Origin of the sequence: Sandarakinorhabdus sp. AAP62, assembly GCF_000331225.1 — a bacterium.
GTDB lineage: Bacteria > Pseudomonadota > Alphaproteobacteria > Sphingomonadales > Sphingomonadaceae > Sandarakinorhabdus.
The window spans coordinates 149030-162870 of record NZ_ANFY01000017.1 but is presented as its reverse complement, the minus strand read 5'-3'; the positions used below and the strand labels follow the sequence as shown (position 1 = coordinate 162870).

At 64.7% G+C, this 13841-nt stretch carries 8 protein-coding genes and 1 tRNA gene; 3 read left to right on the top strand and 6 right to left on the bottom strand.

Annotated elements, in window-relative coordinates:
• The first annotated feature begins 33 nt into the window (after window positions 1-33).
• Window positions 34-2247: a catalase/peroxidase HPI gene (katG, locus tag D619_RS0113950; protein ID WP_017669221.1), complete on the top strand. Its 2214-nt coding sequence runs from the start codon at window positions 34-36 to the stop codon at window positions 2245-2247.
• Window positions 2248-2532: 285 nt separating this feature from the next.
• Here the strand turns inward: katG and D619_RS0113945 are convergent, their stop codons facing one another.
• On the bottom strand, window positions 2533-3150 hold the full coding sequence (locus D619_RS0113945) for a murein L,D-transpeptidase catalytic domain family protein (protein ID WP_017669220.1): 618 nt from the start codon (window positions 3148-3150) through the stop codon (window positions 2533-2535).
• 81 nt (window positions 3151-3231) lie between these two features.
• Here D619_RS0113945 and D619_RS16800 point away from each other — a divergent pair, with 81 nt between their 5' ends.
• Entirely contained in the window at window positions 3232-4050 is an 819-nt protein-coding gene (locus tag D619_RS16800) for a L,D-transpeptidase family protein (protein ID WP_017669219.1), read from the top strand.
• A 3-nt stretch (window positions 4051-4053) separates the two neighbouring features.
• Here the strand turns inward: D619_RS16800 and D619_RS16795 are convergent, their stop codons facing one another.
• Genes D619_RS16795 through D619_RS0113925 form a run of 3 tightly spaced genes read right to left on the bottom strand, consistent with a single transcriptional unit; the run spans window position 4054 to window position 9693 of the window.
• A complete protein-coding gene (locus D619_RS16795) occupies window positions 4054-5295 on the bottom strand; it encodes a M20/M25/M40 family metallo-hydrolase (RefSeq protein WP_017669218.1) in 1242 nt (413 codons plus the stop codon).
• A gap of 10 nt (window positions 5296-5305) precedes the next feature.
• Complete coding sequence (locus D619_RS0113930) at window positions 5306-6721, bottom strand: CapA family protein (RefSeq protein WP_017669217.1); 1416 nt, start codon at window positions 6719-6721, stop codon at window positions 5306-5308.
• Between the two features lie 35 nt (window positions 6722-6756).
• On the bottom strand, window positions 6757-9693 hold the full coding sequence (locus D619_RS0113925; RefSeq protein WP_017669216.1) for a TonB-dependent receptor: 2937 nt from the start codon (window positions 9691-9693) through the stop codon (window positions 6757-6759).
• Between the two features lie 263 nt (window positions 9694-9956).
• On the opposite strand from D619_RS0113925, the gene D619_RS0113920 reads away from it, so the two are divergent.
• A complete protein-coding gene (locus D619_RS0113920) occupies window positions 9957-12977 on the top strand; it encodes a hypothetical protein (protein ID WP_206536368.1) in 3021 nt (1006 codons plus the stop codon).
• 109 nt (window positions 12978-13086) lie between these two features.
• Here D619_RS0113920 and D619_RS0113915 read toward each other — a convergent pair.
• Together D619_RS0113915 and D619_RS0113910 are read right to left on the bottom strand one after the other, a co-directional pair.
• Window positions 13087-13176 (bottom strand) — tRNA-Ser (locus D619_RS0113915).
• Between the two features lie 33 nt (window positions 13177-13209).
• A complete protein-coding gene (locus tag D619_RS0113910) occupies window positions 13210-13815 on the bottom strand; it encodes an Ada metal-binding domain-containing protein (protein ID WP_017669214.1) in 606 nt (201 codons plus the stop codon).
• Window positions 13816-13841 lie beyond the last annotated feature (26 nt).

The following is a 13841-nucleotide window of genomic DNA, read 5'->3' as shown; positions in this document are numbered from 1 at the left end:
AAGCCCGGATAGAATTTCAGGGAGAAACAGCAGATGAAGCGCTCGTTCGTATCCATTGTTGCGCTGGCGATTGCCAGCCTGTCTGGCGCCAGCAGCGCCACAGCCGCGGAGGCAAACATGACGCAGAACGCTAGCCCACAATTCTGGTGGCCGGAACTTGTCGACCTGTCGCCGCTGCGCGCGCAGGCACCGCAATCCAACCCCTATGGCGCCGATTTCGATTATGCCGCCGAATTCTCGAAGCTCGATCTGAAGGCGGTGAAGGCCGATATCGCCAAGGTGCTGACCACCAGCCAGCCCTGGTGGCCGGCCGATTATGGCAATTATGGCCCCTTTTTCATCCGCATGGCCTGGCACTCGGCCGGCACCTATCGCATCGCCGATGGCCGCGGCGGCGCCGGCGGTGGCCAGCAGCGTTTCGAGCCACTGAATTCGTGGCCGGACAACGCCAATCTCGACAAGGCCCGCCGACTGCTGTGGCCGGTGAAGGCCAAATATGGCCGCGCGCTGAGCTGGGCCGATCTGATGGTGCTGGCCGGCAACGTCTCGCTGGAAACCATGGGCTTCAAGACCTTCGGTTTCGCCGGTGGCCGCCAGGATGATTGGGAGGCCGACAAGGTCTATTGGGGCCCGGAAAACAAGTTCCTCGACGACAAGCGCTATTCGGAAGGCCGCAAGCTGGCCAACCCGCTGGCCGCCGTGCAGATGGGCCTGATCTATGTGAACCCGGAAGGCCCCAATGGCGTGCCTGATCCGCTGCTCGCCGCCAAGGACATCCGCGAAACCTTTGGCCGCATGGCGATGAACGACGAGGAAACCGCCGCGCTGATCGCCGGTGGCCACACCTTCGGCAAGGCGCACGGCGCCGCATCGGCCAGCAATGTCGGCAAGGAGCCGGCGGCCGAGGCCCTGGAAAAGCAGGGCATGGGCTGGGAAAACAAGCATGGCACCGGCAAGGGCGCCGATACCATCACGTCGGGCCTGGAAGGCGCCTGGACCTCGGCCCCCACCCAGTGGACCATGCAGTATCTGGAAAATCTGTATCGGTTCGAATGGGTGCAGACCAAGAGCCCGGCCGGCGCGATCCAGTGGGAGCCCAAGGACGCCAAGGACCAGAAGTTCGTGCCCGATGCCCACCGTGACGGCGTGTTCCACGCGCCGATCATGTTCACGACCGATCTCGCGCTGCGCACCGATCCTTCCTACAAGAAGATCACGCAGAACTGGCTGAAGAACCCCAAGGCGTTCGAAGATGCCTTTGCCCGCGCCTGGTTCAAGCTGACCCACCGCGACATGGGCCCGCGCGCCCGTTACATCGGCCCGGATGCGCCCAAGGAAGTGCTGAGCTGGCAGGATCCGGTGCCGGCGGTTGATCACCCGCTGGTGAACGATGCCGATGTGGCCACGCTGAAGGCGAGCGTGCTGAACAGCGGCCTGACGGTGCCGGAACTGGTCCGCACCGCCTGGGCGGCGGCGGCTTCCTATCGCGGCACCGATGGCCGTGGTGGGGCCAATGGTGGCCGGCTGCGGCTTGCCCCGCAGAAGGATTGGGCGGTCAACTCGCCCGTGGAACTGGCCAAGGTGCTTCCCGTGCTGAGCAAGGTGCAGGCCGATTTCAACAAGATGGGCCCCCGCAAGATCAGCATAGCCGATCTGATCGTGCTGGCCGGCAATGCCGCGGTGGAAAAGGCCGCGGCTGATGCCGGCGTGGCGGTCACGCTGGCCTTCACCCCGGGCCGCACCGATGCGTCACAGGCGCAAACGGATGTGGCCAGTTTTGCCGCGCTGGAGCCCAAGGCCGATGGCTTCCGCAATTACTGGACGGCGGACAGTTTCTACAACCCCACGCAGGGCCTGATCGACCGCGCCAACCTGCTGGGCGTGACCGTGCCGGAAATGACCGTGCTGGTCGGCGGCCTGCGCGTGCTGGATGCCAATGCCGGTGCCAGCAAGGTCGGCGTGTTCACCGCCAGGCCGGGCGTGCTGACCAACGACTGGTTCATCAACCTGCTCGGCATGGAAACCAAGTGGCAGAAGTCTGCGACCGAAGGCCTGTATGAGGGTGTGGACCGCAGCACGGGCGCGAAGAAGTGGACGGCCAGCCCGGTGGACCTGCTGTTCGGCAGCCATTCGGAACTGCGTGCTGTGGCTGAAGTCTATGGCGCTGCCGATGGCCATAGCCAAATGGTGAGCGATTTTGCCAAGGCGTGGACGAAGGTGATGAACCGCGATCGCGTCGGCAAATAGGGATAGACCCGGCACCGCAAGGAGCCGGATCGGAGCGGCGCTTCTCCCCCCGGGAAGCGCCGCTTTTTCCTTCCTGGGCTGTTTTTTTGCGCCGGGGTGTAACGGCGGGCTGTGCTGGTGCGTATGGTGAGTGTCTGCCCGGTCTTCCCCCGATTGGGCCGGCCAGACGCAAGACCGTGACATGTGCGGTCAATACAAACGGCGAGGTCCAGCCAGGCGCTGGATCGGGCGGCGCTTCTCCTCCCCCGGGAAGCGCCGCTTTCGTTTGTTCAGGCCCCTATGTGTTCAGGCACGGCCTGAATAGAGCAGGTGGCCGGGGCCGAGGCGTTCGAGCACCAGTTCGACATCGCTCTGCGAAAAGGCGAAGCAGCCTTCGCTGCGGCCCAGCTTGCCGGTCTGTTTCAGCACTTGTGGCTCGCAATACCAGGCGCCGTGGATGACGATGGCGCGGGCTTCTGCCGTGCTGTTTTCCGGCTCCAGTCCGATCAACCGGCGCGAACGGCCGTGCTGACCCACATAAGCCGCCCCGGTGAGATAGGCGCCGGCGCTGCTGGCCGCCGAACCAGGCTGGGCGGAAAAACGCTGCAGAAAGCCACTATGCGCCGGATCGGAACCGCGCCCGTGCGAAACGCGCAAGGCCGTCACCTGGCCGCTTTCCGGGGCAAACAGGAAAAAGCGCGGGAAGGCGCTGTGCAGGCTGTAATCGGCGATGGCGACGACATCGCGGGCGCTGATGCGGCTGCTGTGGCGGGCAAAGGCATCGCGGGCGCGTTCGAGCAGGCGCGGGTGCGGCGCGGCAGCGTGAGGCAGCGAGGCGAGGGCGGGGGCAGCAAGGGCCGCACTGCCCAGCGCTGCACGACCAAGGACGGCGCGGCGGGAGAGGGGGTTTTCACGGATAGCCATCGCCCGGGAATATAGGGCAGCATGTAGCGTATTACAGTGATGCATCGTCCAACTGCCCCGAATCGTCGGCCAATTGTCGCCTTGGCGGCCCTTGCGGGCAGTCTTGCGTTCGCGCTGTCCGCTTCTGCCCAGCCTGCTGCATCGCCAGCGGAGCGTCTGGCCGCTGTTGATACCGCGCCGCTGGACGCCGATGCCCGGCTGAAAGTGGCGGCCAGCCTGGCGCGCTGGCAGGCGCTGCCGTCGCCGCCGGCCGGCCGCTGGTTGCTGGTCAACATTCCGGCCTATGAGATCAGCCTGTATGACGGGCTGCTACGCACCGGCACGTGGCGCGCGATCGTGGGCAAGCCGAAAACGCCCACCCCGCGTTTTGCCGGCAATGTGACCGGCGTGATCCTCAATCCGTGGTGGGAGGTGCCGAAAAGCATCGTGGCGGAAAGCGTGGGCCGGCTGGTGGCGCGCAACCCGAAGAAGGCGGCGGCGCAAGGCTATGTGCGCGACGGTGATCGCTATCGTCAGCGGCCGGGGCCACACAACCAGTTAGGCCTGATGAAACTGGATTTCCGCAATGCCTACAGCGTTGGCATCCACGACACCCCGTCGCGCCAGTTGTTCGAAAAGGAAAAACGCGCCTTCAGCCACGGCTGCATCCGGGTGGATGATCCCTTCGCCTTCGCCGCCGCCCTGCTTGGCGAGCCCACCAGCCGCGACAGCCTGAACACCGTGCGCGAAACCAACCCCGATACCCAGCGCCTGCCACTGGCCGAGCCGCTGCCGGTGATCGTCGGTTACTTCACTGCCGAAGTGGCCGACGACGGCGCGCTGCGCCTGTTCGACGATGTCTACAAGCTGGACCGCGGCGCAAGCGGTACTGCGCCTGCCGGCGATGACTGCGCGCGGTGACGATTATTTCCGTTTGATTGCAGCGGCTTCCACCACGATATCAAAGGCCGTCGTCAAACCCTTCACGAACGCACCGCGCTCCACGTTGATATATTCATCCAGCGCATGTGCCCGAAAGCCGCCGCCGCCGGCCGACAGGGTGACCGCCGGGATGCCGAGGCTGATCGGGATATTGCTGTCGGTCGACGATGCGGTGAGCGTGGCGTCGTAGCCATTGGCGGTGAGCACCTTGGCCGCCGCCTGCACCAGCGGATCGCTGGCCGGCGTGGTGCCGGCCGGCCGGTCGCCGATCAGTTCGGGTACGGCGCTGATCTTGCCAAAACGCGTGTCGCGGGCGGCGTTCTCGGCGGCCACGCTTTCTTCGATGATCTGCAGGAAGCGGGTTTCCACGGCCTTCAAATTGGCCGGTGAAGCCGAGCGCATGTCGAATTCGGCCAGGATCAGGTTGGGAATGGAGTTGACCGATGTGCCGCCGGCGATGGTGGAGGCGGCATAGGTGGTCTTCACATCCTGCGGGATCGGGATGCTGTACATGCCGCTAACGGTGCCGGCCATGGCCACCATCGGATTGACCAGCCCGAACGCGCCATAGCTGTGGCCGCCCGGTCCCTTGAAGGCGACGCGATAACGACGCGAGCCGACGGCGCTGTTGGTGATGCGGCCCACAGTGCTGCCATCAAAGCTGATGAAATCGCCGATCCGGGGTTTCAACGGGCTGGCCGAGAAGATGTGGCGGATGCCGCGCAGGTCGCCCTGGCCTTCCTCGCCCACATTGGCAACGAAGATGATGTCACGCGGGGTCTGCAGCTTGCCTGCATCCATGGCGCGCACGAAGGTGATCAGCGCGGCCACCGTCACCGTGGTGTCTCCGATGCCCGGCGCATGCAGCGTATCGCCTTCGCGGCGCACCTTGATCGGCACATCGGGCGGGAACACCGTATCGAGGTGGGCGGCAACCATCAGCGCCTTGGCCGCACGATCCTTGCCCGGCCTGGTGCCGATCACATTGCCGACGGCATCGACATGGACATTCTCCAGCCCCAGCGCCTTGAACTTCTCCAGCACACGCTGGGCGCGGGCGGTTTCCTTGAAGGGCGGCGCGGGGATCTCGGTGAGTTCGATCACCTCGGCGACCGTCTTGTCGTAATCGGCGGCGATCCGGGCATGGGCGGCCGCCAGGCTCGCCGATTGGGCGAAGGCCGGGGCAGCAGTGGTCAGCAGGACGGCAAGGAACAGCGTGCGCATCAGATCAGCCTCAATTGGTGGACGATGGCGCCAGGCGGATCACGCCCACGCCCTTTTCGATGGTGATGGTGGTGCCGAACGGCGCCGAAAGCCGCTGCAGCCGTTCGAGGATGCGCTGCGCGACGGCCGGACTGGCGGTGCCGGGAACGCCCTTGGCCGCGCCTTCGACATTCGTGCCAAGATCGATCGGGTGCAGTCTGATCTCGGCGACCTGGCCCTTCACATAACGGCTGACCGCGACCACCGATTCATACAGCACCGGATCGGCAAAGCTGCGGCTGTTGCGCGCGGCAAGCAATTCGGGCGGCGTCGCATCGGCCGGGTTGACGCCGAACTGCTCGTACATGTCGAGCGGCACGTCATCGAGGCTGTTGTTCATCATGGCGAAGTTGCCGAGCGAGTAGAAGATCGGCTTGCCCTTGTAGATCTCGATGCCGCGCAGCTGGTGCGGGCCGTGGCCAACATAGGCATCGGCGCCGGCATCGATCAGCTTGTGGGCGAAATCGACCGCGAACTGCGCCGGCACCTGGCTGCCGTTGCCGGGTTCGTGGTTGTGCAGCGTGTAGACGACGAAATTGCCGACCTGGCGGGCCTGGCGCACGGCGCGCAGATTGGCCGCCTCGTCCCGGCTGTTGATGACGTAGCTGATCTCCACCGGCGTCTTCGGCGTGTCGGTCGCTTCATAGCGCACGCCGCCGATGCGCACCGGCGCACCGCTGCGAGCGCCCGCCACGCGCGCCAGGACAGCGAGATCGGCCGCACTGACCTTGCCCACCCGTTCGGTGCGCACCGTATTGGCGCCCGGCCGGCCCGGCACTTCGCCGAGCGGATCGGAAGCGCGCGAGCCCGGCGAGAAGCTGGAGGTGCCCGAAACCAGCGCCACGCGGCCGGCAGCCACGTCGAGATAACGTGGCGCCCGCGCGGCCGCCATGGTGCGGCCGGTGCCGGCCGCGACCAGCCCGCCCTTTTCAAGATGGTCGAGCGTTTCGAGCAGGCCCTGTTCACCCCAGTCGACCGTGTGATTGTTGGCATGACCAACGATGTCGAAGCCCATCTTGGCCAGATCAGGCACGATGGCCGGCGCACCCAGCATCCAGGTGCCACCGGATTCGGCCCCCGGGCTTGCCTTCGTCGTCTTCAGGTCGAGCACGCTGGTCTCGAAATTGCCGAAGGCCACATCCGCATCGCGCAGCAGCTTGACGAGCCCCGGTGCCTGCCGCTCGACTGTGGCCAGCATCGGCCGCAGGTAGATCAGATCCCCCACCGCCGCAAAGGTGAAGCCATCGGCGATCGGCGTCGATGGCACCGGCTTGATGTCCATCCCGGCCTGCTGGGCGTGGGCGATGCCAGCGCTTGCCAGCATCGCTCCAGCCAGCAACAGTCGGAACACCCGGCCGCCGCGATCCCCGTTCGACATCCCGATCATGGCAAGCTCCTCCCCGAGATTGCCGCCAGCTGGGATCAGCCGGCGAAGTTGAACCTGATCCCCACCAGGAAGGTGCGACCCAGATAGTCATAGAGAGTCTGGTTGCCGAACACTTCCACGTTGGACGTGTCCGACGGGCCCTTGCCGACCGGAACCATATCCTTGTTGAACAGGTTGCGCACCCGCAGATAGATTTGTGGTTTGAACTTCTCGTTGGGCAGCGTGTAGGCGAACGAGGCATCGACATAGGCCGCACCGGGAATCCGGTTATTGGCGATGGTACGATTGACGGCGTTGCTGGCCGGGCAGCCGCTGGTGCATTCCACCCACTGGTTGTTGTAGACCCCGCCCGACAGGCCGCGCAGCGCGAACTGCATGGTGAAATTATCGAGATTATAATCGAACGTGGCGCGATAGATCCAGCTCGGCGGGCCGCTCAGCGTGTTCTCGCCAGCGGTATCGGTGGGCGGATCGACGCCGTTCGATTCCGAATCCTCGATATAGTGCGTCGCGACGGCACGGATGGCGATATTGCCGGGCAGGGCCGACGCGATCGAATCCAGGCTGAAGCGATAGCTGGCCTCGATGTCGACGCCGCGGACGCGCTGGGTGAGGAAGTTGAACGGGCTGTTGGCGATCAGAAATTCCGAGACGCCCGGCGCGCCGCCGGCCTGTGTGAAGCCCGGCGAACCGAACGCCACATTGGTGCCGCCGATGATGGCCGTGAGACGCTGGCACAGCGCGAGATTGCCATCGAAGCACCGGTCGACGATGTTCTGCGGGCCAAGGTTGCCGATCGCACCGTTGATCTTGATGTCATAATAATCGACCGAAAGGCCAAAGCCTGGCAGGAAGGTCGGCCGGAAAATGGCACCGATGCCCAGCGTATCGGCTTCCTCCGGTTCCAGATTGAGGTTGCCGGTCACGGTTTGCGTGTAGCGCACCGAGCTGGCGTTCTGCCAGGGATCGAACACCGAGTTGGTGTTGCGCGTGCCGGCCGCGAACAATTCCTGCAGATTGGGCGCGCGGATGTCGCGTGAGCGGGTGATGCGCAGGCGCAGATCGGGGATCGGCTGCCAGGCACCGCCCACCTTCCAGGTGACGACATCGCCGGTCTGGCTGTAGCTGGTATAGCGCGCGGCACCCGACACTTCGAGGTCGAGCGGCAGCTTGAACAGCGTTTCGAGATAGGCTTCGGTGACAGTGTAGGAGCCGAAGGTGGGCAGATAGTTGCCGACCACCCAGCCGCTGTCGGCACCGGGCGAGATCACGCCCGAAATCGCCTCGCGCCGGCGTTCAACGCCAAAGGCGAGGCCGATCGGATCAATCAGGCCATTGTCGATCTTGGTGCTGAAGTTCAACGCAGCCACGTCCTGCTTGAACGTCTGGATGCGGAACGGATCGCCGATGATGTAATCCACCACCGCCTGGCTGTTAACGCCGGTGCCAAAGCTGTTGTAGGGCAGGCAGCCCGCCGCCAGCGGGTCGGTGCTGCCATCGCGGGTGACACGGCAGACGATCTGGCCGGCACTGTTGCGCACCGCGTCGCGGGCAAAGCCGAGCCTGGTGCGGTTGATGGTCTGCAGCAGCTGCTCGCGCGCCTTGGTGACGCCGTGCTGATAATAGCCGTCAATATTCCAGTCGAGCCCGATGGCATCGAAATTGGTGTTGAAGCCAACGACATAACGCTGCAGGCGGCGCGTATTGTTGCTCTGCCGGGACGGCAGGTCGGCGTCCCAGGAGCCGAGCGTGAGGTTGGACGTGCCGATCAGCGACTTGACCGATGCCGGAATGAAGGCGTTGTCGTTGCGGATGGTGATATTGCCCTTGCTGGTGAAATAGCCGCCATCGTTGAAGGCGCGGCTCCAGTTGTAGGTGGCTTCACCGAACACGGTGAAATTCTCCAGCACGTCGAAGCTGGCGCGGGCAAAGCCGCTGGCAAAATTCTCTTCCGGCTGCAGCGAGGTCCGATCGAAATGCAGGCCCTGTTCCCAATCGCCGCCGATGGTCCATTCACGGTTGTTCAGGCGGTTGGGGCCGTAATTATACTGGCGGATGGCTCCGCCGGGGCCGAAATAGGTGCCGCGCGCTGGCCCGGCGGTGACGATGCCGCCCGCGGTCAGGCTGTTGAGGCCGGATTGGGCAGAGGCAAGGAACTCCGGCTCGCCATTGCCTGCGACAAAGCGCGGGTTCTGCACCAGGTGCCAGCCGTCGCGGGCCCAGGGGCGCGGCGCGCCGATGATGCCGTCACGGCGCAGATAGTCGCCGCTCAACAGCAGGTGACCACGGCCGCCGGCGAACTTCATGCCGCCGGTCAGGCTGATGCGGTACGTCTTGTCGTCGCCATAGGTGGTCTCGCCATAGCTGACATCGCCCTTGAGACCGGTGAACGTCTTGTCGAGAATGAAGTTGACAACACCGGCAACAGCGTCGGAGCCATAGACCGACGATGCACCGCCGGTGACGATTTCCACGCCCTTCACCAGGCCCTGCGGGATGGTGTTGATGTCCACCGTGCCGATGCTGGTCGAGCCGACCGAGCGCCGGCCATCGAGCAGGATCAGGGTGCGGTTGGTGCCAAGGCTGCGCAGGTTCAGCGTGTTGATGCCGGCCGTGCCGGCGCTCAGCAGACGCTGGCTGTTTGACGGCGTCTGGCTGCCGACCACCGAAGGGATCTGGTTGACGAAATCGGCGAGGTTGGGCTGGGCGGCGGCCTTGATGTCCTGCTCGCCAATGACGGTCACCGGGGTGGGCTGGTCAAACCCGCTGCGCGTGATGCGCGAACCGGTAACGGTAATCTGCTCCTCGGCGGCTTCAGCCGCGGCGGCAGTTGCCGCCGGCTGATCGGCCTGCTGGGCCAGCGCACCCGTAGCCGATCCAAGCAACAGGCCGGCGATGACCAGCGATCGGGAATAGCGCCGGCCGCCGGGTGCAGCTTGGGCTGAATGCAGCGATTCGGACAACGACATCATGAGCTTGACCCCCAGTTTTCGACTTCACCGTCATGCGCATCACTGCCCGATGACGAACCTTCGTCAAAGGCCTGCGCCCCCCATAAACATAGTGGCAATATACCCCACCCTCACAATTATGTGAAACTTCTGTGTCGTCGGGGCAACGGGCCCTATCGCCGCGCTTGCCATTTCCCGGGGAATCGGCTTGACTTGGACCGGAGCGATTGCGCATTTCTTGCGTAATGAACTGGATTTACACAAGAATTTTACAGGGGGTCATGATGCGGACTGGCGTTTTCAAAGCCTTGATCGGCGTGTTTCTGGCCACGGCCTCGGGCGCGATCCAGGCGCAGGCCTATGATCCCTCGCTGTGGTCGGGTCTGCATTATCGCCAGCTCGGCCCTTGGCGGGGCGGCCGGGTAACCACCGTTACCGGCATCCCGTCGCAGCCGCGCACCTTCTTCATGGGCACCACCGGCGGTGGTGTGTGGAAAACCAGCGATGCCGGGCACAGCTGGACCAATCTCACCGATGGGCAATTGCCGCTGGGCTCGATGGGCGCTGTCGCCGTGGTGGAAAGCAATCCGGACATCATCTACGCCGGTACCGGCTCGTCCAAGATCCGCAGCAATGTCTCCATTGGCCGCGGCGTCTGGAAGTCGGTGGATGGCGGCAAGCGTTGGCAGTTCATCGGCCTGCGCGATGTCGGCCAGATCTCCACCATCCGCATCAACCCGAAGAACCCCGACGAAGTGTTCGTGGCGGCCACCGGCAACCCGTTCAAATATTCGTCCGATCGCGGCGTCTATCGTAGCCGTGACGGTGGCAAGACCTGGAAAAAGGTGCTGTTCATCAATGAGACGCTGGGTGCGGCCGATCTGGAATTCCAGGCCGATGATCCCCGCGTGCTCTATGCCGCGATGTGGCACGGCATCCGCCGCCCGTGGACGATCACCTCGGGCAGCGCGGATGGCGGGCTCTACAAGTCGACCGATGGCGGCGAGACCTGGAGCAAGCTGGGCGGCGGTCTGCCCACCGGCCTGTTCGGGCGCGCCAATGTCGGCGTGAGCGCGGCAGCGCCAAACCGGCTCTATGCGCTGATCGAGGCCAAGCCCGGCATGGGCCTCTATCATTCCGACGATTTCGGCACGTCGTGGAAGCTGGTGAACAGCGAGGGGCGCTTGTCGACCCGGCCCTTCTATTACACCACGCTGGGTGTCGATCCCAAAAATGCCGATGTCGTGTTTGTGGGCAACGAAGGCTGGTTCAAGTCGGCCGATGGCGGCAAGAGCTTCACGGTCCAGAACACGCCGCATGGCGACAACCACGATGTGTGGATCAATCCCAACAACAGCATGATCATGGTCCAGTCCAATGATGGCGGCGCCAACGTGTCGCTGGACGGCGGCAAGACCTGGTCGGGCCAGGCCAATCAGCCGACGGCCGAAATGTATCAGGTCGCGGTCGACAACCAGTTCCCCTATCGCATCTACGGCGCGCAGCAGGACAACACCACGGTGATCATCCCGTCGCAGCCGCTGGGTGACGGGCAGGGCTTCCGTGTCGGCCCCGGCTGCGAGACCGGGCCGAGCATTCCCAAGATCGATGATCCGATGATCGTCTGGGGCGGCTGCAAGGGCCAGTTCAGCCGGCTCGATCTGCGGACCAACCAGAACGAGGGCCAATATTGGATCGGTAGCGAATCCCTCTATGGCAGCCACCCCAAGAATCTGCGCTTCCGCTTCCAGCGCGTGGCGCCGATGGAAGTGCATCCCACCGAGCCCAACACCATCTATTATGGCTCGCAACATGTGCACCGCTCCCGCGACGGCGGCATCAACTGGGAGGTGATCAGCCCGGATCTCACTGCCAATCCGCCCGAACGGCAGCTGGCATCGGGCGATCCGATCACCATCGATGCCACCGGTGAAGAGGTCTATTCGACCGTCTATGCCATCCGCGAAAGCAAGGTGAAGCCGGGCGTCATCTGGGCCGGCTCCAACGATGGCCTGATCCATGTGACGCAGGATGGCGGCAAGAGCTGGAAGAACATCACGCCCAAGGGCCTGCCCCCTGGCGGCCGCGTGCAGAATATCGAGCCCGGCGTGCGCGATCCCGGCACCGCCTATGTCGCCATCTATCGCTATCTGCTCGGCGATTTTGCCCCCTATCTCTACCGCACCGATGATTATGGGCAGACGTGGACCAAGCTGACCGACGGCAAGAACGGCATTGCTGCGGATGAACCGACCCGTGTCGTGCGCGAAGATCCGGAACGGCCCGGCCTGCTCTATGCCGGCACCGAATTCGGCATCCATGTCTCGTTCGACCGGGGTGCCCAGTGGCAGAGCTTCCAGAACGATCTGCCGGCAACGCCGGTGACCGATATCCGCCTCGCTCATGGCGATCTGGTGCTGTCCACCCAGGGCCGCGGCTTCTACGTGCTCGACAATCTGAGCGCGCTGCGCCAGCTGCCGGCGCCCGCCGAGGCCACGGCGAGCCCGCGCCTGTTCAAGCCGGCGGTGGCAACGCGGATCAATGCCTCGGCCGAATTGGGTGAGCCGGGCGGACCGGGCCCCGAATATACGCTGCCCGGCGCGCAGATCGATTATTATGTCCCAGCCCAGGCCGCTGGCACCAAGGTCAGCATCAGCATCCTTGATGCCAATGGCGAAACCCTGCGCAGCTTCACCAGCGAAGGCGACGACGCCCGGGCCGGCGGTCGCGGCCGCAACCGGCCGACCTACCGGACCAGGCTGGACGCCACGGCCGGCATGCACCGCCTGATCTGGGATCTGCGCCGCTCCGGCCAGACCATGAGCGCCATGCCAACGGGCGTGCTGACACCGGCCGGGCCTGTGGTGCCGCCGGGTGATTATCGCGTGGTGATGACCCATGGCAGCGTGACGGCGCAGCAGCCGCTGAAGATCGTCGCCGATCCGCGCGTGCTTGCCTCGGGCGTAACCAATGCCGACCTGGTGGACCAGTATGCGCACAACATGCGCGTGCTGGCGCTGGTGAACGACACCAATGTGGCGGTGGCTCGCCTGAAGCAGGCGCAAGCCGCGCTGAAGGACAAGCCCGATGCGGCCCGTGCGGCGGCGCTGAAGGCGATTGCCGACAGGCTGCTCACGCCTGCGGTGCGCTACAGCCCACCCGGCCTCGACACGCATGTGAGCTATTTGCGCAGCCAGACGGATGGATATGACGGCAAGATCGGCAACCATCCGCGCGAACGCTATGTCGAGCTGCGCACGCAGATCGATGACATCATCGCCCAGCTGGCGAAGCTGCTCGATTAGCGCGAGCTTGCAAGCGCAGGCGGATTGGCGGCGCAGGGCATCTGATCCTGCGCCACCGTTTCTTGCCGCAGTGTGCAGAAGATAAGCTGTTATCGGTCAGCGCGGCTGATGGCGGACAGAGTGGGATTCGAACCCACGGTGAGGTTTCCCCCACGGCGGTTTTCAAGACCGCTGCCTTAAACCACTCGGCCATCTGTCCGGGGTCCGGCCTAGTGGTTTGGGGGCCTGCCGGTCAAGTCACGTTGTGCGGGCGCACCTTGCGCAATTCGGATGGCGGGCGGCCATAGCGGGCGCTGATCACCTCGTTGAAGCGGCGCAGAGATGCAAAGCCGGCAGCGTGGGCGATTTCGGTCATCGGCAATTGCGTCTGCGCGATCATCTGCATGGCGCGCTGGACACGGCGGGTTTGCGCGACCTCGACGGGGGAGGCGCCGAGATGCTGGCGGAACAGGCGGGTGAGGTGGCGGGCGCCGATGCCGCAACGTTCCGCCAATTGTTCGACCGTGCCGTCTCCATCAAGGGCGCCGCTGTCGATCAGTTTCAGGGCGCGCTCCACCGTTGTCTTGGTGCCGTTCCAGGCCGGGCAGAAAGGGGCGCTTTCGGGGCGGCATTTCAGGCAGGGGCGATAACCGGCGCGCTCGGCGGCAGCAGCGCTGGGGAAGAAACTGATGTTGCGGGTGAGCGGTTGGCGCACGCGGCAGACCGGGCGGCAATAGATGCCGGTGGTTTTCACCGCGATGAAGAAGATTCCGTCATAGGCCGGGTCGCGGGCGAACCGCGCCGCGTTCATCGTGTCGAAGTCGAGGCCGTGGACGGCGGGGGCGACCGGGGCGTGCATGGGCTTGACGATATGCCCACGCCGCT

Excerpts from the sequence above, each read along its gene's own strand:
- katG (WP_017669221.1), top strand. The coding sequence starts at position 34 with ATGAAGCGCTCGTTCGTATCCATTGTTGCGCTGGCGATTGCCAGCCTG.
- D619_RS0113945 (WP_017669220.1), bottom strand. The coding sequence starts at position 3,150 with ATGGCTATCCGTGAAAACCCCCTCTCCCGCCGCGCCGTCCTTGGTCGT.
- D619_RS16795 (WP_017669218.1), bottom strand. The coding sequence starts at position 5,295 with ATGCGCACGCTGTTCCTTGCCGTCCTGCTGACCACTGCTGCCCCGGCC.
- D619_RS0113930 (WP_017669217.1), bottom strand. The coding sequence starts at position 6,721 with ATGATCGGGATGTCGAACGGGGATCGCGGCGGCCGGGTGTTCCGACTG.
- D619_RS0113925 (WP_017669216.1), bottom strand. The coding sequence starts at position 9,693 with ATGATGTCGTTGTCCGAATCGCTGCATTCAGCCCAAGCTGCACCCGGC.
- D619_RS0113920 (WP_206536368.1), top strand. The coding sequence starts at position 9,957 with ATGCGGACTGGCGTTTTCAAAGCCTTGATCGGCGTGTTTCTGGCCACG.
- D619_RS0113910 (WP_017669214.1), bottom strand. The coding sequence starts at position 13,815 with ATGCACGCCCCGGTCGCCCCCGCCGTCCACGGCCTCGACTTCGACACG.